Origin of the sequence: Neorhizobium tomejilense (assembly GCF_964254135.1) — a bacterium.
Lineage (GTDB): Bacteria > Pseudomonadota > Alphaproteobacteria > Rhizobiales > Rhizobiaceae > Neorhizobium > Neorhizobium tomejilense.
Genome location: NZ_CAXUSO020000001.1, coordinates 1,757,567 through 1,781,112, shown reverse-complemented (window position 1 = coordinate 1,781,112; position 23,546 = coordinate 1,757,567). Strand labels below are relative to the sequence as shown.

General features: G+C 61.2%; 24 protein-coding genes. 6 read left to right on the top strand and 18 right to left on the bottom strand.

Going from position 1 to position 23,546, the window contains the following annotated elements:
- Nucleotides 1–17: 17 nt before the first annotated feature.
- Entirely contained in the window at nucleotides 18–545 is a 528-nt protein-coding gene (locus ACSQ3G_RS09195; protein ID WP_436109796.1) for a gamma carbonic anhydrase family protein, read from the top strand.
- Here ACSQ3G_RS09195 and ACSQ3G_RS09190 read toward each other — a convergent pair.
- From ACSQ3G_RS09190 to ACSQ3G_RS09180, 3 genes are read right to left on the bottom strand one after another with little or no spacing between them, the layout of a single operon-like run.
- Nucleotides 542–982, bottom strand: a complete 441-nt coding sequence (locus ACSQ3G_RS09190) for a Fur family transcriptional regulator (RefSeq protein WP_046667152.1) — start codon at nucleotides 980–982, stop codon at nucleotides 542–544. The genes ACSQ3G_RS09195 and ACSQ3G_RS09190 overlap by 4 nt on opposite strands.
- Nucleotides 982–1,806 (bottom strand): zinc ABC transporter permease subunit ZnuB, encoded by an 825-nt coding sequence (gene znuB / locus ACSQ3G_RS09185; RefSeq protein WP_436111692.1) that lies wholly within the window; start codon nucleotides 1,804–1,806, stop codon nucleotides 982–984. Before znuB ends, ACSQ3G_RS09190 begins: the two co-directional genes overlap by 1 nt.
- On the bottom strand, nucleotides 1,799–2,707 hold the full coding sequence (locus ACSQ3G_RS09180) for an ATP-binding cassette domain-containing protein (RefSeq protein WP_436109795.1): 909 nt from the start codon (nucleotides 2,705–2,707) through the stop codon (nucleotides 1,799–1,801). The genes znuB and ACSQ3G_RS09180 overlap by 8 nt, the downstream gene beginning before the upstream one ends.
- Nucleotides 2,708–2,802: 95 nt before the next feature.
- On the opposite strand from ACSQ3G_RS09180, the gene ACSQ3G_RS09175 reads away from it, so the two are divergent.
- Nucleotides 2,803–3,795 (top strand): zinc ABC transporter substrate-binding protein, encoded by a 993-nt coding sequence (locus ACSQ3G_RS09175; protein WP_436109794.1) that lies wholly within the window; start codon nucleotides 2,803–2,805, stop codon nucleotides 3,793–3,795.
- Between the two features lie 95 nt (nucleotides 3,796–3,890).
- On the opposite strand, the gene ACSQ3G_RS09170 is transcribed toward ACSQ3G_RS09175, so the two are convergent.
- The 12 genes from ACSQ3G_RS09170 to ACSQ3G_RS09115 form a co-directional block, all read right to left on the bottom strand.
- Nucleotides 3,891–4,223 (bottom strand): RcnB family protein, encoded by a 333-nt coding sequence (locus ACSQ3G_RS09170; protein WP_436109793.1) that lies wholly within the window; start codon nucleotides 4,221–4,223, stop codon nucleotides 3,891–3,893.
- 168 nt (nucleotides 4,224–4,391) lie between these two features.
- Nucleotides 4,392–4,802 carry a PIN domain-containing protein gene (locus tag ACSQ3G_RS09165; protein WP_436109792.1) on the bottom strand — a complete coding sequence of 137 codons (411 nt, stop codon included), beginning with the start codon at nucleotides 4,800–4,802 and terminating at the stop codon, nucleotides 4,392–4,394.
- A gap of 5 nt (nucleotides 4,803–4,807) precedes the next feature.
- Nucleotides 4,808–5,053, bottom strand: a complete 246-nt coding sequence (locus tag ACSQ3G_RS09160; protein ID WP_436109791.1) for a hypothetical protein — start codon at nucleotides 5,051–5,053, stop codon at nucleotides 4,808–4,810.
- Between the two features lie 35 nt (nucleotides 5,054–5,088).
- Nucleotides 5,089–6,696, bottom strand: a complete 1,608-nt coding sequence (locus ACSQ3G_RS09155; RefSeq protein WP_436109790.1) for a glycoside hydrolase family 43 protein — start codon at nucleotides 6,694–6,696, stop codon at nucleotides 5,089–5,091.
- A 178-nt stretch (nucleotides 6,697–6,874) separates the two neighbouring features.
- Entirely contained in the window at nucleotides 6,875–7,918 is a 1,044-nt protein-coding gene (gene mgrA, locus ACSQ3G_RS09150) for an L-glyceraldehyde 3-phosphate reductase (RefSeq protein WP_436109789.1), read from the bottom strand.
- A 69-nt stretch (nucleotides 7,919–7,987) separates the two neighbouring features.
- Nucleotides 7,988–9,121 carry a Gfo/Idh/MocA family protein gene (locus ACSQ3G_RS09145; RefSeq protein ID WP_436109788.1) on the bottom strand — a complete coding sequence of 378 codons (1,134 nt, stop codon included), beginning with the start codon at nucleotides 9,119–9,121 and terminating at the stop codon, nucleotides 7,988–7,990.
- Between the two features lie 23 nt (nucleotides 9,122–9,144).
- Nucleotides 9,145–9,906, bottom strand: coding sequence for a sugar phosphate isomerase/epimerase family protein (locus ACSQ3G_RS09140; RefSeq protein WP_105403518.1), 762 nt, complete (start codon nucleotides 9,904–9,906; stop codon nucleotides 9,145–9,147).
- Nucleotides 9,903–12,362, bottom strand: a complete 2,460-nt coding sequence (locus ACSQ3G_RS09135) for a beta-mannosidase (protein WP_436109787.1) — start codon at nucleotides 12,360–12,362, stop codon at nucleotides 9,903–9,905. The genes ACSQ3G_RS09140 and ACSQ3G_RS09135 overlap by 4 nt, the downstream gene beginning before the upstream one ends.
- A gap of 259 nt (nucleotides 12,363–12,621) precedes the next feature.
- Nucleotides 12,622–13,734, bottom strand: a complete 1,113-nt coding sequence (locus tag ACSQ3G_RS09130; protein ID WP_436109786.1) for an ABC transporter ATP-binding protein — start codon at nucleotides 13,732–13,734, stop codon at nucleotides 12,622–12,624.
- A gap of 5 nt (nucleotides 13,735–13,739) precedes the next feature.
- Nucleotides 13,740–14,681 carry a carbohydrate ABC transporter permease gene (locus ACSQ3G_RS09125; RefSeq protein WP_105440475.1) on the bottom strand — a complete coding sequence of 314 codons (942 nt, stop codon included), beginning with the start codon at nucleotides 14,679–14,681 and terminating at the stop codon, nucleotides 13,740–13,742.
- Nucleotides 14,682–14,691: 10 nt separating this feature from the next.
- Nucleotides 14,692–15,594 carry a carbohydrate ABC transporter permease gene (locus ACSQ3G_RS09120; protein WP_436109785.1) on the bottom strand — a complete coding sequence of 301 codons (903 nt, stop codon included), beginning with the start codon at nucleotides 15,592–15,594 and terminating at the stop codon, nucleotides 14,692–14,694.
- A gap of 99 nt (nucleotides 15,595–15,693) precedes the next feature.
- Nucleotides 15,694–16,929, bottom strand: coding sequence for an ABC transporter substrate-binding protein (locus ACSQ3G_RS09115; RefSeq protein ID WP_345921672.1), 1,236 nt, complete (start codon nucleotides 16,927–16,929; stop codon nucleotides 15,694–15,696).
- A 438-nt stretch (nucleotides 16,930–17,367) separates the two neighbouring features.
- Between ACSQ3G_RS09115 and ACSQ3G_RS09110 the strand changes: the two genes are divergently transcribed.
- Nucleotides 17,368–18,420 (top strand): LacI family transcriptional regulator, encoded by a 1,053-nt coding sequence (locus ACSQ3G_RS09110; protein ID WP_105403514.1) that lies wholly within the window; start codon nucleotides 17,368–17,370, stop codon nucleotides 18,418–18,420.
- 67 nt (nucleotides 18,421–18,487) lie between these two features.
- Here ACSQ3G_RS09110 and gnd read toward each other — a convergent pair whose 3' ends face one another.
- Nucleotides 18,488–19,921 carry an NADP-dependent phosphogluconate dehydrogenase gene (gnd, locus tag ACSQ3G_RS09105; protein ID WP_436109784.1) on the bottom strand — a complete coding sequence of 478 codons (1,434 nt, stop codon included), beginning with the start codon at nucleotides 19,919–19,921 and terminating at the stop codon, nucleotides 18,488–18,490.
- A gap of 203 nt (nucleotides 19,922–20,124) precedes the next feature.
- Between gnd and ACSQ3G_RS09100 the strand changes: the two genes are divergently transcribed.
- The 3 genes from ACSQ3G_RS09100 to ACSQ3G_RS09090 all read left to right on the top strand — a co-directional run bounded on the left by ACSQ3G_RS09100 (nucleotide 20,125) and on the right by ACSQ3G_RS09090 (nucleotide 21,725).
- Nucleotides 20,125–20,883 carry a helix-turn-helix domain-containing protein gene (locus ACSQ3G_RS09100; protein ID WP_436109783.1) on the top strand — a complete coding sequence of 253 codons (759 nt, stop codon included), beginning with the start codon at nucleotides 20,125–20,127 and terminating at the stop codon, nucleotides 20,881–20,883.
- Nucleotides 20,884–20,951: 68 nt separating this feature from the next.
- On the top strand, nucleotides 20,952–21,359 hold the full coding sequence (locus ACSQ3G_RS09095) for an SRPBCC family protein (RefSeq protein ID WP_436109782.1): 408 nt from the start codon (nucleotides 20,952–20,954) through the stop codon (nucleotides 21,357–21,359).
- Nucleotides 21,360–21,368: 9 nt separating this feature from the next.
- On the top strand, nucleotides 21,369–21,725 hold the full coding sequence (locus tag ACSQ3G_RS09090) for a VOC family protein (protein WP_436109781.1): 357 nt from the start codon (nucleotides 21,369–21,371) through the stop codon (nucleotides 21,723–21,725).
- A 3-nt stretch (nucleotides 21,726–21,728) separates the two neighbouring features.
- Here ACSQ3G_RS09090 and ACSQ3G_RS09085 read toward each other — a convergent pair whose 3' ends face one another.
- Complete coding sequence (locus ACSQ3G_RS09085) at nucleotides 21,729–22,442, bottom strand: PAS domain-containing protein (RefSeq protein ID WP_046666984.1); 714 nt, start codon at nucleotides 22,440–22,442, stop codon at nucleotides 21,729–21,731.
- Between the two features lie 171 nt (nucleotides 22,443–22,613).
- On the bottom strand, nucleotides 22,614–23,543 hold the full coding sequence (locus ACSQ3G_RS09080) for a lipid A biosynthesis lauroyl acyltransferase (protein ID WP_105425850.1): 930 nt from the start codon (nucleotides 23,541–23,543) through the stop codon (nucleotides 22,614–22,616).
- Between the last annotated feature and the right edge of the window lie 3 nt (nucleotides 23,544–23,546).

The window sequence follows — 23,546 nt, the reverse complement described above, 5'->3', positions numbered from 1 at the left end:
GCGACAGGGAGGAAACCATGCCGATCTATGCACTCGGAGAATTCGAACCGAAAACGCCCGGCCCCGACCGTTTCTGGCTGGCGCCGGATGCGACCATCATCGGCAAGGTCGCGCTCGGGGAGGATGTCGGCATCTGGTTCGGGTCGGTGTTGCGCGGCGACAACGAGCCGATCGTCGTCGGCAAGGGTTCGAACATCCAGGAAGGCGTGATGATCCACACCGATCCGCGTTATCCGGTGACGATCGGCGAAAACTGCACGATCGGGCACCATGCGATCATCCATGGCTGCGTGATAGGCGACAATACGTTGATCGGCATGGGCGCAACGATCCTGAATGGCGCGAAGATCGGCCGGAATTGCCTGGTCGGTGCCAATGCCCTGGTCACCGAGGGCAAGGAATTTCCCGACAACTCCCTGATCGTGGGTTCGCCGGCGAAAGTGATGCGGGTGCTGGACGACGAAGCGGTCGAGAAGCTGAAACAGTCGGCTGTCCGTTATGTCGCCAACTGGAAGCGCTTTGCGCGCGATCTCCGGCTTCTCTAGGCCGCGCAGGCGCCGCACAGCCCGCGGATTTCAATCGTCGTCTTGGCAGGCTTGAAGTTCTTGGCCTTCGCCCAGGCGCCGAGGCGGTGATCGACCTCGTGGTCGTGGAATTCCGAGACGTGGCCACAACTCTCGCAGATCGCAAACGCGACCGTGCCGTGCCCGTGGCCATGCCCCTTGCCGCAGCATTCGCTTTCCGGATGCGCGCAGGCGACGAAGGCGTTGAGGCTTTCCAGCCGATGCACCATGCCGAATTCGAGGAGCTTGTCGAGCGCCCGGTAGACCTGCAGAGGTGCTCGAAACCCGTGGTCGCGCAGCCGGTCGAGGATCGTATAGGCGCTCATCGGCGCATCGGACCGGTCGAGAACGTCGAAGACGAGCGACTGGTTCTTGGTCAGCGCCGGAGCGGATGTCGGTGTCGAAACTGGTGCGTTCATCATCGCACTCCTTGGTTGCCGGCCTTCTCGGCCGTGTTTTTACCCGCTGCGGGAAGCAGGCTTAAAATGAAAAGTAAGAGCGCCGCGACCACAATGGAAGGGCCGGACGGCGTATCGTAGTGCAGCGAGCCGAACAGGCCACCAACCACGGCCAGCGCGCCGATCAGCGAGGCGAGCACCGCCATCAGCTCAGGGCTTGCGGAAAACCGCCGGGCCGTCGCCGCAGGGATGATCAGAAGCGCGGTGATCAGCATGATACCGACGATCTTCATGGCGATGGCGATGACGAGCGCCATCAGAAGCATGAAGAGCAGCCGCGTCTGCGCCGGCTTCATGCCCTCGGCTTCGGCCACATCCTCGCTGACCGTGGACGCGATCAGCGGCCGCCAGAGCCATACGAGCGCCGCCAGCACCAGCACGCCGCCGCCCCAAATCAGCGCGATGTCGGTGCGCGTCACGGCGAGAATATCGCCGAAGAGGAAGGCGATGAGGTCGATCCTGACCCAGGTCATGAAGGCGACGAGCACGAGGCCGATTGCCAAAGCCGAATGGGAGAGAATGCCGAGCAGCGCGTCCGCCGACAGCGACTGGCGCCGCTGCAGCGCCAGAAGCAGCAGCGACACGACGACCGCGACGCCGAAGACGGCGATCAGAAGGTTGATCTGGAAGAACAGCGACAGCGCCACGCCGAGCAGCGCCGAATGGGCCATCGTATCGCCGAAATAGGCCATCCGCCGCCAGACGACGAAACAGCCGAGCGGCCCGGCCGTCAATGCGACGCCGATGCCGGCGACGAGCGCGCGGGTGAAGAAGTCGTCAAGCACGGCCCTCTCCCTTCGCCTCGGCATGATCGCCGTGATGGTGGCCGCCATGATGGTCATGGTCGGAATGGTCGTGATCATGCCCATCGTGATGATGATGCCCGTCATCGGGATGGCAGTGATCGGTGACCGAACCGTCGCCATGCATGACCCGGCCGTCCGGCAGATGGGTGTGATCGTGATGATGGTTGTAGACCGCCAGCGAACGAGAATTGCCGAAGAGTTTCAGGTAGTCGGCGCTCTGGCTCACCACTTCCGGCGTGCCGCGGCAGCAGACGTGGCCGTTGAGGCAGATGACGGTGTCGGTGCCGGCCATCACCATATGCAGGTCGTGCGAGATCATCAGGATGCCACAGCCGGTGGAATTGCGGATCGAGCGGATCAGGTCGTAAAGCGCGCTCTCGCCGGCAAAGTCGACACCCTGCACCGGTTCGTCGAGCACCATCAGGTCCGGCTTGCGGGCGATCGCCCGGGCAAGCAGCGCCCGCTGGAACTCCCCGCCGGAGAGGTACCTGACCTCGGCATCGATGAGATGGGAAATGCCGGTCGATGCCAGCGCCGCCAGAAGATCGGCGTCATTAAGCGGGCCGGTCAGCCGCATCAGCCGGCGCACGGAAAGCGGCATGGTCCAGTCGATCGACAGTTTCTGCGGGACATAACCGACGCGCAGGCCGGACAATCTTGCGACCGATCCTTCGTCCGGGCGCAGCACACCGATGGCAAGCTTTGCGGTCGTCGACTTGCCTGCGCCGTTCGGGCCAATCAGCGTCACCACCTCGCCGCGGCGGATCGAGAAATCGACGCCCCGCACCAGCCATCGGCCATCCCGGCGAATGCCGGCATTGGCAAGCGATACCAATTGGCTTTCGGGTTTGGGGGCACGAGCCCGATTGGACATCAGCATGTTTTTCCCGATTCCCTGTTGTCAATGGCTATGACACACGTTATAGCATAACGCAATTGATGTAATAACATTACGCTACAATGCAAGGACCCAGCATGAAGCCGGCTTCGATTTCCCTCCTCTCCGCCGCAGTGTTCTCCATCGGTGCCGGCCCTGGCGTTGCGGCACCAGACGTGGTGGTTTCGATCAAGCCGATCCATTCGCTCGTCGCCTCGATCATGAAGGGCGTCGGCGAGCCGAAACTGATCGTCGATGGCGCCGCTTCGCCGCACACTTTCGCACTGAAGCCCTCCAATGCAGCAGCCATCGAAGGCGCCGACGTGATCTTCTGGATCGGTCCCGGCATCGAGGCCTTCCTCGAAAAGCCGCTGGATGCGCTGGCGACCTCGGCAACGGTGATCGAGCTGGGGGATGCGCCCGGACTGCAAAAACTCCCCTTCCGCGAGAGCGGCGCCTTCGAGGCCCATGACGATGGGCATGAAGGGGAAGAAGCGCCGGGGCATGACGACCATGCAAAGCCCGCCGACGACCATGCCGATCACGACGATGACCATCACGACCACGGCGGCTTCGATACGCATCTCTGGCTCGATGCGATGAATGCCAAGGCGATGGCGGCGGAAATCGAAAAGACGCTGGTCAGTGCCGACCCGGCGAATGCCGCGGCCTATCAGGCAAACGGCGCCAGGCTGATGAAGGATATCGACGCGCTCGATACCGAAATCAAGGCGACGGTCGCGCCGGTCAAGGACAAGCCTTTCATCGTCTTCCATGATGCCTATCAATATTTTGAGCATCGTTATGGGGTGAGCGTCGCGGGTTCGATTACCGTCAGCCCGGAGACCATGCCCGGTGCAGAACGCGTCGACCAGATCCAGAAGAAGGTGAAGGAACTGGGCGCCACCTGCGTCTTCGCCGAACCGCAGTTCGAGCCGAAGCTGGTGGCGGTCGTGACCGAAGGCACGCCTGCCCGCTCAGGGACACTCGATCCGGAAGCAGCGACGCTGAAATCGGGTTCCGGCCTTTATTTCGAACTGATGCGCGGACTTGCCCGCTCGATGAAGGAATGCCTGTCCCAAAGGACCTGAGACCAGCCACCGAAAAGCACGATCACCGGTCGCATAGCGGCGAATATGTGAGACCTGCGGGAGGAAAGGCAAATACCCCCGCAGGCCGATCTTTCTCAGCGAGCCGCGATGAAGCTCGAAATCACGCCGCTTGCGACGCCGACCAGCAGGAAGTCGTTGTCGACCTTGACCCAGTGATAACCGCGCGGCGGAGCCGACAGGCGGTAACGGCGGTAATCGCGGATTTCCGCCATGCGGCGGCGTTCGGCGGCCGTCATGCGATGACCCTTGGACCAGCGCGGCTTCACGACCACGACCTTCTTCTGAATCGTCACCGTGCGGGTCACGGTCCTGGTCCGATCCGGACCGGAATGACGATCCTGCGCCTGGGCGGCAAGCGGAGCAGCAAGCACGGTTGCGGAAAGAAGGATTGCAAAGAACTTTTTCATCAGGTGTCTCCTCGTGTTGAGCACGCCGTGAAACTAGGACCCCAATAATGAACCGTATCTGAATTTCAGCATTACATTTCTGTAATGAAATTAAATGGTTCCGTTAGTTTCTTTAGATTCAATGTTTACTGTATTAGCATATTTGAAATCGAATCCGCTTGATGCCGTTCACAAGAACGGATTGACGATCGTCAAATTTTCAATCCGCTGCCCGTGAGACAAATCCTCGGAGAACAAAATCTCGCACTCTGCAAAAAGTGCTGCCGCAATGATAAGGCTATCCCAAATGGAGAAGCGGTAGCGGTCGACGATATCAAGGGCTTTCGCAAGGACTGCAAACGTATTCTCCTGGATCGGAAATCTCTGCCAGCCTTGAATCAACTCCAGAACCGTTTGGTGGTTAAGTGCGCCAGGACGGCTGGGTCTTGTCATCTGAGCGTAGAATTCTTGCAGCACCTGAACTGATATAACGCAATCGTCATGCCGAAGAATCTCGCCCGCCCTTTCTCGTTTGGCGGATTCTGTTGCATCGGATGAAATGGAATAGATGAGGATGTTGGTGTCGAGAAATACCGACACGTGCTTCAGCGCCTTCTATGCAATTCGTCGCGGGAAAGATTGTCCTTGGCGCTAATGCCGACGATCCGCTTGCGCAACTCTTCCTCGCGCTCAAGGCTTCTCTGGAATTCCTCGGGATTGAGCGAACGCTTCCCCTCCATCTGGCGGATCAGGGAAGCGATCAGCGAAGACACGGATGTATTCTTCTCGGCGGCACGGGCTGCTGCGAGTTCATAGACCTCGTCATCGAGAGCGATCGTCACATTCTTCATGGCATCAAAATAACACGAATTGCATTGGGCTCAAACTACAGCGCCTCGTAAACGAAATGGTCGAAATCCGCCGTCTTAGCTCGCCCCGACGTATCGAAAGCGACGAGGCCAACAAATGCGCCGGTGAAGGAGCCGTGTTCGCCGCGACCGCCCTCGTCCGAAATGACGCCGGCGTCGAGTTTGGGGGCTAGTGCCTGCCAGTCGGTCGAGCCGCCGGCGCGCCAGAAAAATTGCAGGTCGTTGTCGCGGATCTCCATGGCGAGATGTACCGAACCATCGGGCACCGCAACGCCGCTTCCGGCCGGAAAGCTCATGCGCCCATGCGGAAAATCACCCGGGCAGGAGAAGATAGTCACCACGCGGCCGAGCTTTTCATGCAGCGTCACAACCAGCGAATGGAACTTGTGGCGATTGTAATAATGCGTCAGCCCCGCGACCTGCTGGTAGGTCTCGGGCGAGAACTCGACCACGGTCTCGGCGCGCAAGGAATGGTGTTCCTGCCGGCGAGCGACGAGTGATTGTTCGAACCAGGAACCGATGCTTTCGCGGCCGAAAAGGCGCAGGTGACCGGGACGCTCGGTCAGGCTGAACAGGCGCTCCGGATGAGGTGTGCGCAACCACTGGAATTCCGGCGGCAGGGCCTTGTCGTCGAATGAACGCTCGATGCGGGCAGGCTGTTCGATGCGCCCGGCATCGCCCGGTGCGGGCACGTCGACATCCGGCACGACGCCGCCCTGGGCGAGATAGAGCCAGTCGTCCTCCCAGATGCATTTCTGGATCGCGGTTTCGCGGCCGAGCGTGCAGCGGCGTTGCGGGGCGAGCGGCCGGCCGCAGAGATGGGTGTGGTACGCTTCGCCTTCCGGCGTTTCGACGTATTGGCCATGGCCGGCTCGCTGCAGAACGGCTTTCGGATGATCCTTCGAGGTGATGAGATGCGTCTGCGGATGCATCTCGTACGGCCCGTCGATCGAACGCGCGCGCGCCATTGTGACCGCATGGTCGTAACCCGTACCGCCCTCGGCAGTCGTCAGGTAATACCAGCCGTTACGCTTGAACACATGCGGCCCCTCGACGAGGCCGAGCGAACTGCCGGCAAAGATGTTCTTGATCGGGCCCTTGAGCGCCTTCGTTTCGAAATCCCACTCCTGCAGCAGGATGCCGTCGAAGGCCGGATGTTTCGGCGCGCCGCCGTAACTTTCGGTGCGGTGGTTCCATTGCATGTTGAGGAACCACTTGCGTCCGTCGTCGTCATGGAAGAGCGAGGGATCGAACCCGGAGGAGTTGACATAGATCGGATCGGACCATTCGCCCTCGATCGTCGGCGAGGTCACGATGTAATTGTGTGCATCCTTGAAATTGCCGTCGAAGCGTTTGACGTCCGTGTAGACCAGGAAAAACAATCCGTCGGAATAGGAAAGGCACGGCGCCCAGATGCCGCAGCTGTCGGGATTGCCGCGCATGTCGAGCTGGCTTGCCCGCTCCAGCGGCCGACGCACCAGCGTCCAGTTCACCAGGTCGCGCGAATGATGGATCTGCACACCCGGGTACCATTCGAAGGTCGATGTGGCGATATAATAGTCCTCGCCGACGCGGCAGATGGACGGATCGGGATTGAAGCCCGGCAGGATGGGGTTGTGGATCATGTTCTCCTCCCAAAATAAAAACTGAGTCCTTGCCCCTCATCCGGCTGCCGCCACCTTCTCCCCGCTTGCGGGGAGAAGGGCTTCGGAGCGCCGGCCGCGCCACATCTCCCTTCTCCCCGTCGAAACGGGGAGAAGGTCCCGGCAGGGGGATGAGGGGCAGCTCGAAGCCGCCTTTGCCTTACCGCGCCGGCCCTGCCCGCTCGGCCGACTTGGCCCAGAGGTTGATGTCGGCATCCTTGGCATAGGTATCGATCTCGGCGAGTTCGGCCGCCGTGAACTCCAGATTGTCGAGCGACCTGACGCAATCCTCGACCTGTTCCGGACGGCTGGCACCGATCAGCGCCGTGGTCACGCGGCCGCCGCGCAGAACCCATGCGAGCGCCATCTGCGCCAGCGTCTGGCCGCGCTTTTCGGCGATTGCGTTGAGCGCCTTGAGGTTGGCGATGTTTCGGTCGTTCAGGAAGGCCGGCCGCAGCGACTTGCCCTGCGCGGCTCGGCTGTCTTCCGGAATGCCGCCGAGATATTTCGAGGTCAGCATGCCTTGCGCCAGTGGCGAAAAGACAATCGAGCCGATGCCGAGGTCTTCCAGCGTATCGAGCAGGCCATCCTCCTCGACCCAGCGGTTGATCATCGAATAGCTCGGCTGGTGGATGAGAACAGGCGTCCCGAGTTCCTTCAGGATCGCGGTCGCTTCCTGGGTGCGCTTCGAATTGTAGGACGAGATGCCGACGTAAAGCGCCCTGCCCGAGCGGACGATATGGTCGAGCGCGCCGCAGGTCTCCTCGAGCGGCGTATCCGGGTCGAAGCGGTGCGAATAGAAGATGTCGACATAGTCGAGGCCCATCCGCTTCAGGCTCTGGTCGCAGGAGGAGATCAGGTATTTGCGGCTGCCCCATTCGCCATAGGGACCCGGCCACATGTTGTAGCCGGCCTTCGAGGAGATGATCAGCTCGTCGCGATATCCCTTGAAATCCTCGCGCAGGATTTGGCCAAAGGCGGTCTCGGCGCTGCCGGGCAGCGGGCCATAGTTGTTGGCGAGATCGAAATGGGTGATGCCGAGGTCGAAGGCCCGGCGGGCAATCGCGACCTTGCGTTCATGCGGTGTGTCGTCGCCGAAATTGTGCCAGAGGCCAAGCGAGATCGCCGGGAGCTTCAGTCCCGAACGGCCGCAGCGGTTGTACTTCATGGTGTCGTAGCGGTTGGACGCGGGTTGCCAGGTCATGATCGAAATCCTCCGAATGAAATGCGGCGCGCCGGTGTCTCAGGCGGTGCGCGCCGCATTCATAGCCGATCAGCGCAGAAGCGCCAGCGCCTCGTCGATGCCGAGCGCCGCCGGCTGGGTGCAGGTGGTCGAAAGCTCGATGAACCGCCCTTCCTCGCCGGACTTCAGGATCGAGGTCATGACGTCGACGCCGTGGAGCGTGCGCTCCAGCGAGCAGCGGGCATCGCGACCCTCAATCAGCGCTATCGCCATGTCCGCAAGACCGGCCGTGCGATAGTTGGCGCGCGGCCCCTGCGGATGTTCCTGGTTGTCGATGCCGAACGGGTGATCCCAGGGTTTCAGCGGCTGGATATCCTTGTTGCGGCCGCTCGCCTCGACAGTGCCGCCGAAGAAGTTCGGGTCTGGCACGAAGATCGACCCTTCGGTGCCGTAGAGCTCCATATTGGCGTGGCGGTGCGACCAGACATCCCAGCTTGCCGAGAGCGTGATCGTCGCGCCGCTGACGAATTCGAGCAGCGCGTGGATGTTGGTCGGCGTCTCGACCGGGATCACCTGGCCCTTCAGCGGTTCGCTGGTGACGAGGCGCGTCGGGTTCGCCATCGACGTCAGTGCCGCGACCCGTTTCACCGGACCGAGGAAATTGATGAGGTTGGCGATGTAATAAGGCCCGAGATCGAGGATCGGGCCGCCGCCTTCGAGGAAGAAGAAGCCGGGATTGGGATGCCACATTTCCATGCCCGGGCTCATTACGTGGCAGGTGCCTGACGTGATGCGCCCGACACCGCCCTCGTCGATATATTTTCGCGCGAGCTGGTGCGCGCCGCCAAGGAAGGTGTCCGGCGCGCAGCCGACCGACAGGCCCTTCTCCTTGGCGAGCGCCTGCAGCGCCTTGCCTTCCTCCAGCGTGATGACGAGGGGCTTTTCCGAGTAGACGTGCTTGCCGGCTTCGAGAATTGCTTTCGAGACCGCGAAATGCGCCGCCGGGATGGTCAGGTTGACGATCACGTCGAGCTCGTCATTGGCAAGCATCTGCTCGATCGACTGTGCCTTGACGCCGTATTCCTCGGCGCGCATTTGGGCTGCCTGCGCGTTGAGGTCCGCGCAGGCGAGAACCTTCAGGCCTTTGAAGAGCGGCGACAGCTTGAAGTAGGTCGTGGAAATATTGCCGCATCCCATGATGCCGACGCCAAGTTCCTTGGGCATGGAAAACTCCGAAAATTCTGTGATCAATAGGTCTTGAAGGAAGCGATCGAGCGTGTCAGCAGCCGGTCGAGGTCCTTCGGGTTGTCGTGTTCGAGGACGTAATGTTTTGCGGACGTCTTCTTCAGCGCCGCCATCAGGTCCTTCCACGGAACGGTGCCGTGGCCGACGTCGGCCCAGCCGTCCTCGTCCGCGTTTTCGCCGGCCGGCGCGATGTCCTTGACGTGAACGGCGGTGATCCGCTTGGCGTAGCTCTCGATCCAGGCGAACGGATCGGCGCCGCCGCGGATGACCCAGGCGATATCCGCTTCCCAGGCGAGATCGGGACCGCCGGCAAGGATCTGTTCCTGCGGCGTCGAGCCATCCGGCAGGGTCTTGAACTCGAAGTCGTGGTTATGCCAGCCGAACGTATAGCCGGCATCCCAATAACGTTTGCCGACGTTCTGCAGCCGCTGGCCGAAGGCGAACCATCCGGCGGCATCGGTCGGGCGCTGGTCGGCAAGCAGATGCGGGCAATAGATCGCCTCGACGCCGAGCGTCCTGGCGATCAGCAGCGCCTGTTCCGGCTCCTTTTCGAGAAGGTCGATGCCGAAATGACCGGTCGGCATGGTCAGGCCGTTGGCATCAAGATCACCTTTGAGCGCCTTCAGCGACAACTCGTCGAGATTGGCGTAAATTCCGCCATATCCTTCCACCTCGGTATAACCCGCCTGCGCAACCTTCTTCAGGACATCTGCGAGCGGCGGAAAGTTGCGGGCGCAATAAAGCTGAAAACCGAGTTTCGTCATAGTGATCCTCCCTTGATAATACCCTCGCCTGCTGCGTGGCAGGAATAGAGGTCGTAGATGCGGAATTGCGGGATCGCGTCCGTCGGCGCGGCGGGCGTGAAGCGGATGCTGCGGCTTTCGCCGCTGGCAAGATCGAAAGCATTGTCGGAATAACGGCCGGCCGTGCCGCTCTCGATCAGCACGAAAAGCGCAAGGCCCTCGGCCTTGACGACGAGGTCAAAAGCTCCGTCGCCGCATGGAGACACGGCAAGCGCAAGCCTTGCCGGTTCGAGTTCCAGGGCCTTGTAGCTGCCCGGCACATGATGCCCCTCGCCGGCCATGCCGTTCGACGCGGTAAAGCTCCAGGCAAGGATCGACCCGTCGGGAATATCTGCGCTCGGCAAGGTGAGCACGGTGACGGCTGCATCGGGTGTGCAGACGGCTTCGATGCTCCGAAGCGAGTTGCGCTCGCCTTGGACCGCCAGGAGCGACAGATTGAGGATCACCGTCACATCGACGGCTGTGTCATTGACGAGAGAGAAACGGATCTCCTGGCCGTCGTCTGACGGGATCGCTGCTACCGTGACCGGCTGGAAAAAACGCTTCGCCATGTAGTGCAGCACTTTCCAGCTGCCGCCATAGTCGAGGCTCGACCACGAAGCCACCGGCCAGGTGTCGTTGAGCTGCCAGTAAAGCGTACCCATGTTATGAGGCTTCAGCGACCGCCAGAAATCCACGGCCGTCTTGATCGCCAACCCCTGCTGCACCTGGCTCAGATAGACGAAATTGGCGAAATCCGTCGGGAAGCGGAAGTTGCGGAACATCGTGCCGGCGATGCGCTCGTTGCCGCCGGCATTCTTCTGGTGATGCTCCATGACCGGCGAGGCGATATTCATGTCCCTGGTGGCGGCATAGGTCTCGATGACCGGCAGCGACGTATAGGACTGGAAGCCGAATTCCGAGCAGAAGCGCGGGCGAACGGAGCGGTAGTCGGCGAACGGTTTGTTCTCGTGCCAGACGGACCAGTAATGCATGTCGCCCGAACCGTCCGCATGCCAGGCGTCGCCATAATCGAGATAACCGGATGCGGGGCTTGACGGCCACCAGATGGCGTCGGGCGCGGCCCTTTCGAGCGCCTGCTCGATGACGCGGTTCAACCGGTCGTAGGAGACGAGGTAGCGGTCGCGGTTTGCCCGGGATTCCGGAAACCATGTCAGCGCGCCGACCAGTTCGTTATCGCCGCACCAGAGCACGATGGAGGGGTGCGAGATCAGCCTGCGGGCCTGATACTCGACTTCCGCCGCGACGTTTTCGAGGAAATCCGAGGTCGAGGGATAGAGGTTGCAGGCGAACTGAAAATCCTGCCAGACCATCAGGCCGAGTTCGTCGCAGAGATCGTAGAACCAGTCCGGTTCATAAAAACCGCCGCCCCAGACCCGGATCATGTTCATGTTGGCATCGACGGCGGAGCGCAGCAGGTCCTCGGTTTTCTCCCGGCTCGAGAGAGAAAACAGCGCGTCGGCGGGAATCCAGTTCGCGCCGCGGCAGAAGATCTCGCGGCCGTTGATACGGAAGGCGAAACGGCTGCCCGCTTCGTCCGGATCGGTCAGCAGTTCGGCCGTCCTGATGCCGATCTGGCGGGTGATGGCTTCGGTGGGAGTGCCGACCGTCAACTGGTAGAGCGCCTGCTCGCCACTGCCGGAGGGCCACCAGAATTCCGGCTCTTCGATATGAAAAACATGCGTTACCGCGATTTCGCCGGCGCGCACGCCGCAGTCGAGCCGAACCCGTTCCTCGCCGAGCGAAAGGAAGACCGGCAGGACACCCTGCCGTTCGGCGTAAAGCGTCACCGTTACGATGAGATCGACCGCGCCCGCCTCATGTCTCTGGCTGGTGACGATGTGTTCGATACGGGCGGTTTCGAGCCGCTTCAGCGCGATTTCGCCGTAGAGGCCGAGCGGCGCCAGCGCGACATTCCAGTCCCAGCCGAAATGGCATTGCGGTTTGCGCAGCATATTGCCGTTCGGGATCGGCGAATTGGTCGTGGAATAGGGAATGTAGAAGGGTTGCCGCGCCTGCCGCTCCGCACCTTCGGCGATGCTGGAATGGAAAAGGATGCGGATCGTGTTTTCGCCGGCCTTCAGCGCCTTCGACACGTCCGGCCGGTAACGGCGGAAACAGTTGTCTGCCTGAAGCACCGGAACACCGTTGACGAAGACGGTCGCGACCGTATCGAGATAGGTGATATCGAGATACCAGGAGCCCGTGGGATCATCGAGCGCGAAGCGCCTCTCGATCGTCCAGTCTGCATTTGCGACCCATTGCACGTCGTTCTCGTTGCGCCCGAAATACGGGTCGGGAATGATGCCGGCCGTCTTCAGCGCAGTGTGAACGTCGCCCGGGATCGGCATCTGCGTGCGATGCGTTCCGTCGGCAGATGCGAGCTGCCAGGGGCCGGATAGGTCGATCGTGGTCATTGTACCGGTCCGGAGAGTTTACGCTGTGCCAGACCAGCCCCCCTCTGGCCTGCCGGCCATCTCCCCCTCACGTGGGGAGATCGGCTGGGCTCATCCGTGCCACTCCTATCATGACCGTCGAGGATGGCGGGACGTCGCCTCGGGTCGATCTCCCCCCCTGAGGGGGAGATGTCCGGCAGGACAGAGGGGGGTATCGCCTGCCGAGACGGCAGATGGCTCGATGGCGATCGGCCCACCCAAAACTGGCTGCACGCAAACATCAGATCCGCTCTTCCGTTCCAGCGTCGAACAGCGAAGCCATGGTCATGTCGAAGGCGAGGCGCACCTTGGCGCCGACGGCATAACGCCGTGCGCCGCCGATGCGAACCGACATCACGTGGCCTGCATGTTTCAGCCAGAGCAGGTTGTCGGCGCCCATGGGCTCCTCGATATCGACCACCGCCTCATGCACTTCGCCGCCGGCGATATCGCCGTCCACCTTGATGTGCTCCGGACGGACACCGAGAATGACCTTGCGCCCGCCCTTCAGCGGCTCGTAAGCATCGTAACCGTCGAGCGAGAAGCTGACACCATTGGTCTTGAAGACGGTGCGGCCGCCCTCATCCACGAGTTCGCCAGTCAGGAAATTCATGGATGGCGAACCGATGAAGCCCGCGACGAAGCGGTTCCTCGGGCGATTGTAGATCGTCACCGGATCGTCGAGCTGCTGGATGACGCCGCTCTTCATGATGGCGATGCGGTCGGCCAGCGTCAGCGCCTCGATCTGGTCGTGGGTGACGTAGATCATCGTGTTCTTGAGCGCCTGATGCAGCCGCTTGATCTCGACGCGCAGTTCGGAGCGCAGTTTTGCGTCGAGGTTCGACAGCGGCTCATCGAACAGGAAGACGTCGACATCGCGCACCAGCGCCCGGCCGATCGCGACGCGCTGGCGCTGGCCGCCGGAGAGCTCCGAGGGCTTGCGCTTCAAGAGCGGTTCGATCTGCAGGATGCCGGATGCGCGTGCCACGCGGCGATCGATCTCGTCCTTCGGAACCTTGGCGACGCGAAGGCCGAACGAGAGGTTCTTCTCGACCGTCATCTGCGGATAGAGCGCGTAGGACTGGAACACCATGCCGATGCCGCGGTCCTTGGGCTCTTCCCAGGTGACGTTCTTGTCCTTGATGAAGATCTGGCCTTCGGTCGGCTCGAGAAGTCCTGCGATGCAGTTCAGCAGCGTGGACTTTCCGCAGCCGGATGAGCCAAGCAGGACGAGGAATTCGCCATCATGGATGTCGAGGTTGAGATTTTCGAGCACCGTCACCGAGCCGAAGGACAGCGACAGTTCGCGGATGGAAACGCTGCTCTGAGTGCGCGCGGAAACATTGTTGAGCATCAGGCTTACCCTTTGACTGCGCCGGCCGCGATACCGCGGACGAAAAGCCGGCCGGAAACGAAATAGACGATCAGCGGAACCGCACCCGTCAACAGCGTCGCCGCCATGTTGACGTTGTATTCCTTCACGCCCTGGACGGAATTGACGATGTTGTTGAGCTGAACGGTCATCGGATAGGTATCCGGCCGGGTGAACACCACGCCGAACAGGAAGTCGTTCCAGATGCCGGTGGTCTGCAGGATCATCGAGACGACGAAGATCGGCAGCGACATGGGCAGCATGATCCGGAAATAGATCTGCCAGAACCCCGCCCCGTCGATGCGGGCCGCCTTGAACAGTTCCTCCGGCAGCGAGACGAAATAGTTGCGGAACAGCAGTGTCTGGATCGGCATGCCGAAAATCGAATGCACCAGGATGAGGCCGTAGAGCGTGCCGTAAAGGCCCATTTCGCGCAGTATGATGACGATCGGATAGATCATCACCTGATAGGGGATGAAGGCACCGACGATCAGGATCGTGAAGAAGATCTCCGAACCCTTGAACCGCCAGTTGGCGAGCGCGTAACCGTTCACCGAAGCGATTGCGATCGACACGATCACCGACGGCACGGTGATGCGGACTGAATTCCAGAAGCCGCGCGAAAGGCCGTCGCAGTTGAGACCCGTGCAGGCCTCCGCCCAGGCCTTCACCCAGGGCTCGAAGGTGATCTCCATCGGCGGCGAAAAGATATTGCCGAGACGGATTTCCGGCATGCCCTTCAGCGAGGTGACCACCATCACATAGAGAGGAATAAGGTAATAAATTGCCGCAAGGCCGAGCGCGCCGTAGACGATGATATTGCGCGACGAGAGCACCTTGCGGGGGCGTTTTCCCTGCGGCCCGGTTTCCAGCCGGGAACCGGCCGGAGCGGAAATGCCGGGCCTAGAAACGGGCCCAGAAGCGGGCATCGTGAGCGATTTATCCACGCTTGCGTCCTCCGAATTCGAGATAGGCCCAGGGAACGATGATGATGGCGACGGCGAGCAGCATCATGGTGGATGCCGCAAAGCCCTGGCCGAGGTTCTGGGCGAAGAACATGTAGTCGTAGACGTATTTGGCGGGCACATCGGAGGCGATGCCGGGGCCGCCGCTCGTCTGCGCCACGACAAGGTCGTAGATCCTGACGATGCCGCTGGCGATGATGACGAGCGTGGTGACGAAGACCGGCCGCATCATCGGAATGATGATGAAGAGATAGGTCTTCCACATCGGGATGCCGTCGACGCGCGCGGCCTTCCAGATGTCCTCATCGATGCCGCGAAGCCCGGCGAGCATCAGGCACATGACGAGCCCCGTCCCCTGCCAGAGCGCGGCGATCAGGATGCCGTAGATGACGATGTCGGAATTGTAGAGCGGATCGAAGGTGAAGCTCGTCCAGCCGAGCGAGCGGACGACGGACTGCACGCCGAATTCGGGGTTCAGTATCCATTGCCAGACAAGGCCGGTGACGATGAAGGACAGCGCGAACGGATAGAGGAAGATCGTCCGGAAGGTGTTTTCGAAACGGATCTTCTGGTCCATCAGCGCGGCCAGCAGGAAACCGATCGTCAGGCTGAAGACCAGCGAGAAACATCCGTAGGTCGCCAGATTCTGGATCGAGACGATCCAGCGCGGCGTATCCCAGAGCCGCTCATACTGTTCCAGACCGACGAAGGACAGGCGCGGCAGGAGCTTGGAATTGGTGAAGGAATAAACGACGGTCCAGATCGTGCCGCCGAGGAAAATCACCACGGCTGTCAGCATCATCGGGATCGAGGCAATCTTCGAATTGAGATTGCGGAATAACTGATTGGGTCGGCCGGGCTGAGTGTGCGCCGCCATGGTCAACTCCTCTGGATAGCAAAGGCTGCAGGAAGCAAGCCACCACCGGCCCCGCCCCTTTCGGACGCGGAGCCGGCTGTTGGATCGCTGTCTGTCGGATCAACCGGCCTTGGAGAAAATAGCCACGAAGCGCTTCTGGGCTTCCTCGGCAGTGATCGACGTGTTGGCGAAGAACTGCGACATCAGGTCTTCCAGCTGCTTCTGCGTATCCTGCGTGATAAGCTGGTCGGTGCTGGTGACGACATTGCCCTTGGCAAGGATCTCGAGACCCTTCTTCATGCAGTCGTTGGCGGCCGCAAGATCGACGTCGCCACGTACCGGCAGCGAGCCCTTCTTGAGGTTGAAGGCAACCTGTGTCTTGGCGTCGAGAAGCGTCGAGGCGAGCGCTTCCTGTGCCTTCGTCTTCGCCGCGTCCTTGAGGACCGGGAAGTAGAAGGCATCGCCGGCCGTCGAGATCACCTCGTTCACGCCGAGGCCAGGCAGGCAGGTATAGTCGACACCGGCCTTCTTGCCGGCGAGCTGGAATTCGCCCTGCGCCCAGTCACCCATGATCTGACCGCCGGCCTTGCCGGTGATCACCATGTTGGTCGCCTGGTTCCAGTCCTGGACGTTGGTGCCCTTCGACATCTTGCGGGCGTCGTCGGCTGCCTTGAAGACCTTGGCCATTTCCGGACCGGCCGCGACCTTTGCGTCCTTGTCGCCATAGACCTTCTGGTAGATTTCCTTGCCGCCGATCGCGACCGTCAGCACGGCGAACAAGCCGGTCGACTGCCAGGCCTGGCCGCCGACTGCGAGCGGCACGATACCGGCCTTTTCAAGCGCCGGAGCTGCTGCGACATATTCGTCCCAGTTCTTCGGAACCGCAACGCCGGCCTTCTTGAAGGCATCGTTGGAAAGCCACAGCCACTGCCAGGAATGGATGTTGAGCGGCACGCAGTAGATCTTGCCCTCGAAAGTGCAGGATTTCAGCAGGCCCGCGGGGCGGACGATCTTGTCCCAGCCTTCCTTCTTGGCGAGATCGGTGAAATCGCGCATCAGGCCTGCCTGGACCAGTTCCTCGGCCTGGCGGCCATGGTTGAACTGGGTGGCCGACATCGGATCGCCGCCGGTGATACGGCTGATCATGATCGGACGGGCAGTGCCGCCGGAACCTGCAATCGCGCCGTCAACCCACTTGTTGCCGGTGGCGTTGAAAGCCTTGGCGAGTTCCGCAACTGCGGCAGCTTCGCCTCCGGATGTCCACCAATGGGTGACTTCGAGATCTGTGGCATGAGCCGCGCCTAACGGCAGCATCACGGTTGCGGCAAGAACAGCCGCCATAGAACGAATATTCATGAGTCTCCTCCCTCACTGAAACGTTGCCGTAAAAACGTAAGGCAATCACCGATATGACGCAACCGCTTTTGTCTGAAAAAATTCGCGAGTCGAGAAAATACAACCGAAAGAGGAATTTGGGGAAATCTATTGGCTCGTTTATTCGCCCGTCAGGCTCGTTTATTCGCCCGTCAGGGCAGCCTGGAAAGCAGTATTTAGGCGACTTACAGGCAATATCAGGAAGTCTGATTTTCGCATTTGCAAAAAATCATTTCGCATCTGCGTTGTACAACTCTTAGGAATGGGAGTTTTCTCCTCGGCAAAATTCCTCTCGACATTTTACCTGTATCGTTTCAGTTATTGATTTCGTATTGGAGGACAGGGAGGTGTCGCGACGTTTCCGGGCAAGCTTCGGCCCTTTATAGTGGCCACCTGACTCGGGGGCAGCGACGGCAAATCATGGATGACAGCGGAAGACCAAGGACGGGCGGAACGCAGACGGCGGTCCGTGAACGTCCTACCTTGAAAACGATCGCCTATATGACGGGCCTCGGCATCACCACCGTTTCGCGGGCGCTGAAGGATGCGCCGGATATCGGGGCCGACACCAAGGAGCGCGTTCGCCTCGTCGCCAACCAACTCGGCTACCAGCCGAACCGCGCCGGCGTGCGCCTCAGAACCGGCAAGACCAATGTCATCGCCCTGGTGCTTAGCATCGACGAGGAACTGATGGGCTTCACCAGCCAGATGGTGCATGGCATTTCGGAAGTCCTGGGCGGTACGCAATATCACCTCGTGGTGACGCCGCATTCCTTCCAGAAGGACCCAATGGTGCCGGTACGCTATATCCTCGACACCGGCTCGGCGGACGGAGTGATCATCTCGCGGATCGAGCCGGACGACGCGCGGGTACGGCTGATGACGGAGCGGAACCTACCCTTCGTCACCCACGGCCGCACCGACATGGGAATAATCCATCCCTACCACGACTATGACAACGAGGCCTATGCCTATAAGGCCGTTCAGAAACTGGTAGAAAAAGGCCGCCGAAGGATCGCGTTCCTGTCGCCGGGAAGCCGCTTCTCGTTCTACGTCCACAGCCGCGTGGGCTTCGAACGCGGGCTTGCCGATTTCGGTGCAACCGAAGTGCCTATGGGCCGGGTGACCAGCGAGACGCCGCTTGAAGAAACCCGCGCCTATGCGGAACGCATGATGCGCGCTGCCGAGCCTCCTGACGGCATCATCTCGATCAGCGGGTCGGCGACGATCGCGCTGGTGGCCGGGCTTGAGGCCGCCGGCAAGAAACTGGGCCACGACGTCGACATGGTATCGAAGCAGTCAGCCGATTTCCTCAACTGGATTCGGCCGGAGATCTATACGGTGAGCGAGGATATCCGCCAGGCCGGGCGGGAACTCGCCAAGGCCCTGATGGCGCGCATAGACGGCGTCGGGCCAGAACTGCTGCAGAGCGTCGCCAGCCCCGTCTGGTCGAAGATGGCGCCAAAGGACTAAGCACCAAGGACTGAAACAAAAACGCCCGCCGGATCCGGCGGGCGTTTTCCGTCATTCCGACAAAAGATCAGGCAAATTCGCTAAGGCCGCTGCCCCACGGGCCGTGATGCTTGTCGACGCCGTCGAGGCGGTCGAAGCCATGGGCGCCGAAGAAGTCGCGCTGCGCCTGGATGAGGTTCGCGGTGCCGCGACCGCGACGATAGGCGTCGAAATAGGAGAGCGCCGAGGAAAGCGCCGGAACCGGCAGGCCGGAGAGAGCGGCGTAGGACACGACGCGACGCAGCGGGGCGTCGGTATCCTTGACCATCTGCGCGAAGGCCGGCGTGACGATCAGGTTCGCCACATGCGGATCCTTCGTAAAGGCAGACGTGATCTCGTCGAGGAATGCCGAGCGGATGATGCAGCCGGCGCGCCAGATCTTGGCGATGGTCGGCATCGGCAGGTTCCAGTTGTATTCGGCGGACGCTGCCGACATGACGGCGAAACCCTGCGCATAGGCGCCGATCTTGGCAGCGAGCAGCGCGCTTTCGAGGTCGGCGATGAAGGCAGCCTTATCCTTCGGTGCTTCTGCGACCTTCGGGAGACCGAAGATCTTTTCGGCAGCGAGGCGTTCGGTTCTCTGGGACGAGAGGACACGGCCGGCGACGGCAGCCTCGATGGCGGTCGCGGCAACGCCCATGTTCTGGGCCTCGATGACCGACCACTTGCCGGTGCCCTTCTGGCCGGCGGCATCGACGATGATGTCGACCATCGGCTTGCCGGTAATCGGATCGGCTGCGGTCAGCACCGTCTGGCTGATCTCGATCAGGTAGGAATTGAGGCGGCCCTCGTTCCACTTGCCGAACACGTCGCCGATTTCGGTCGCGCTCATGCCGAGGCCATCGCGCAGGATGCCGTAGATTTCGGCGATCATCTGCATGTCGGCATATTCGATGCCGTTATGGATGGTCTTGACGAAATGGCCGGCGCCGTTTTCGCCGAGCCAGGCGACGCAGGGCTCGTCGTTGAATTTTGCCGAGATCGAGGTCAGCACCTTCTCGACGCGCTTCCAGCTGTCCTCGGTGCCGCCGACCATGATCGACGGCCCGTGGCGCGCACCTTCTTCACCGCCGGAGACGCCCATGCCGATGAAGGTCAGGCCGCTGTCCTTCAGATTGTCGAAGCGACGCATCGTGTCGCGGAAATTGGCATTGCCCGCATCGATCATGATGTCGCCGGCCGAAAGGTAGGGCTTCAGGAGTTCCATCTGCTGGTCGACCGGATCACCGGCCTTGATCATGATGATGATCGGCCGCGGCGGGCGGATGGCGGCGACGAATTCCTCGAGCGTCTCGCAGGGGACAAGCTGGCCCTGCAGTTCGCCGGCCTCGGCGTAGAACTTGCGGGTCGCTTCCGGAGACCGGTTGAAGACGGCGATCTTGTTGCCTTTTTCGGCAATGTTGAGCGAGAGGTTTGAGCCCATGACGCCGAGCCCGATAAGGCCGATTTCTGCCTGTTCCACGGATGTGCCTCCATATTGAGATTCGAGGGTGTTGTCGCATTCATATAGGGAAACGGCAAGGCGATGGCGACGCTAAACGATTAAATTTCCATGACACTCCGTCTCCGTCGCGGCGACGCAGCGACCTGTTTTCTCCGGCACGGACGGTGTCTTGCGGCTGCCAAATTCGGATGCCACAAGGAGGTATGAATACGGCCAAAGATATGCGCAAGGATACGCCGATCCTGGCAATGCGCGCCGGCACTTACCGAGAGCGACCGGCACACGGGCCGCTTTCGAGGCTGTTTTGCCGTGTCTGGTCACACCGCCTGCCGCAGGAGTTCGAGGGGCGGATTGCCGTGGTGCCGGACGGCTGCGCGGACCTGATCTGGGCCGGCGGTCAATTGATGGTGATCGGCCCCGACCGCACAGCCGCCTTTCCTACACTTACCCCCGGTGAAACCATCCTCGGCCTGCGCTTCAGGCCGGGCGCGGCCCTGCACTGGCTCGACGTGCCGCTCCGGGAGCTGGTCGGACGAGTCGTGCCGCTCCGCGAACTCCGGGACGACGTCCGGACGATGGAAGAACGGCTGGCCGAAGAGGACTGTGCAATGGAAAGGCGACGGCTGTTTGATGGTTGGGCGGCAGGAGAGGCATCACTGGCCGCCGACCCCCAGAACCTGGCGGAAACGCTCTTCGATGAGCTCGGCAGCGGCGCGCTGCACGGCATGTCGGCGACGCAGGCGCTCGGCGAACGCACCTTGCGCCGCCGGAGCCACGATCACTTCGGGTATGGGCCAAAAACGCTTGAACGCATCCTTCGCCTCCAGCGCTTTCTTCGCATGGTGCGCCAGCCCGCATCCGGGAACCTCGCTCTTCTAGCGCTTGAAGCCGGCTATTCCGACCAGGCGCATATGACGCGGGACGTGAAGGAGCTGACGACTTTGACGCCGAGAGAAATTCGCGGGCAACTTTGCGGCTGATTGTCCGTTTTGTTCAAGAACCGCTCTTTCTCATCGGCTAGACCGAGGGAGAAAACGAGGATTCCACCATGACCACCCTGCCCGCCCGTATCATTCATATCGGCATCGAAAGACCTTGGCAGCACGTCTACGCCTTCGCGAGCCAGCCTGAAAACATGCCACTCTGGGCATCCGGCCTTGCTGCCGGGCTTACCCGGGACGGTGACGACTGGATTGGCGACGGCGGACCGGTCGGCCTGGTGCGCGTGCGGTTCTCGCCCGACAATCCATTCGGCATCCTCGACCACACGGTGACGATGGAAAACGGCCTCGTCGTCGAAAACCCGCTACGCGTCGTGCCGAACGACGACGGCGCGGAAGTCATGTTCACGCTGCTCCGGCGCCCGGACCTTGACGACTCGGCTTTCGAGGCAGATGCCGCCCATGTGCGGAAGGATCTCAGGGCGCTGAAAAATCTGCTGGAAGAAACCAAATAGGAGGGCCCGATGGGAACCAAGGGAGCGGATCGCAAGATCGATTATATCGAGTTCAACGTGAAGGATGTCGAAGCCGCCAAGGCTTTTTACGGCTCGGCCTTCGGCTGGACTTTCACGGACTACGGACCGGACTACTGCGAGTTTCAGGACGGAAGGCTGACGGGTGGATTTGCGAAGTCGACAGATGTAACAGCCAAAGGCGGCCCACTCGTCATTCTCTTCGCGGACGATCTGGAAGACGCCCTTCGGCGGACCGAAAAAGCCGGTGGCAGCATCGTCAAGCCGATCTTCTCATTTCCCGGCGGACGGCGTTTCCACTTTGCCGATCCGGAAGGCTACGAGTTGGCCATCTGGTCCGACAAGTAAAGGTCAGGCCGCGGGACGCCGGCGGCGGTCGGCTGTTTCCTGCATCACCAGAAGCGCGCCGATCAGCTGTGACGATCCCGAAACGCAGGGAGACATGCGGCAACGAACGACGACCGTCTGGCCGTCGGTCTGATCGGCGTAAGTCAATGATATGCTCTCGCCCGCAAAGCAGCGATCCAGGTTCGGCTTGAAATCGTTCTTGAAACGGTGAAGGCCGACGAATTCAGCAAAATGCCGGCCGATCAGCGCGTCGCGCGCCAGATCGAGACGGCGTGCGTTGGTCTCGTTGGAATAGAAGATCCGATAGCCCGGCGCGATCACCACGATACGGTCGGAAATCCGGTTGAGCAGGGCGTCGTCGAGAAAACCGTCCGCCGTCGCATCGGCGATCACCGCGTGCTCGTGCGGTTCCGGCTCCGGACGGCGATTGGCCGACAGGCCGGTTTCGGGAACGACGTAGCGTTCCACAAGCATCTGCAGCAGATGACCGTTGCGACGGACGCAGCCGCGATCGTCGGCTTCTTCGTTCAGGAGATCGAGTGCGAAGCGGAATTGCGCCTGGATGCTGGCCGGATCCTTGCTCTGGCTCGAAAACACGGCGAGCAGAAGCGGATCGAGGTCACGATCGAGCGAGGCGGTTGCATCATCGTCGTTGCGTTCGACGGCCTGCCGCAGATCGGCATATTTTGACCAGAACAGATCGATCAATGCTTCCAAAATGCCCTCCCCCTCGTGCCGGAGATTATCGCCGATTCTTCCCCAAGATCGGCGCCTCCCAATATTCAATGCGATTCAGATTAATTTATCCCTCAAAAGCAAACCCAATTTTTGGCCGGTGACTTAAAGCAGAAACCGCAGCAACGCGCCCCGAAAAGTCTCAAAATCTGCTTACAGATAGCGCTTGATATGCCACCGGTCGTGGTACCAGAGCCATTGTTCGGGATATTCGCGAACCCAGCTCTCCACCTTGTCGTTGAGCAGCTGCCCGGTCGCCTGGAGATCGAGTTTGCCGTTGGCGTCCCGCGGTAGTTCTATCTTCGGCTCGATCTCAAGCCGGAAACGATTGCCCGGCAGCCGGATGCAGCGGGCCGGATAAACTTCCGCATCGAACTGCCGAACCAGCTTTGCGAGCAACGGGCTCGTCTGGACGGGCTGGCCGAAAAAGCTGGTCTTGAGGCCCTTGCGGAATTTCTGATCCACCAGAACGCCGACACCGCCGCCCGTTTCGAGCTTGCGCGCCAGCGCAAAGGACGAGCCGGCATGCGAAGGCACGAGCTGGCCCATGCGGGCGCTGCGGAAGGCGAAGACCTTGTCGGCGATATAAGGATTGTTCGGCGGCCGGAAGAGAACCGTCACTTCGAGGCCGAAGGCATTGCCGGCGACCGGCAGCAGTTCGAAATTGCCCGTGTGGGCCGTGAAGACGATGAACGGCCGCGGATTGTCGCGCAGGTCGGCGAAGATCGGAATGCCGGAGACTTCCACCCTGCCCGGCTTGTCCTGTTCCGGATCGAAATCAAACAGCCGGTCTAGGAAAACGTATTCAGCGGCGAGCCGGCCCATATGGCCCCAGCTCGCTATGGCGATCTCCTCAAGCTCCTCGTCGGTCTTTTCCGGATAGGCGTTGCGCAGGTTGACGAGCATCAGCTTGTGGCGGCCGAGCTTCGGCCCGATGCGACGTGCCATCCGGTCGGCGAACCGGATGCCCGGATCCGCCGGAAAGATCTTCAGGAAATTGAGGAGCCCGAACGCGCTCTGCGCCACCAGCCATTGCTGGAAGTGGATGAGCGCCAGAGCGATCCGGGTAAGGAACATCTTCACGGG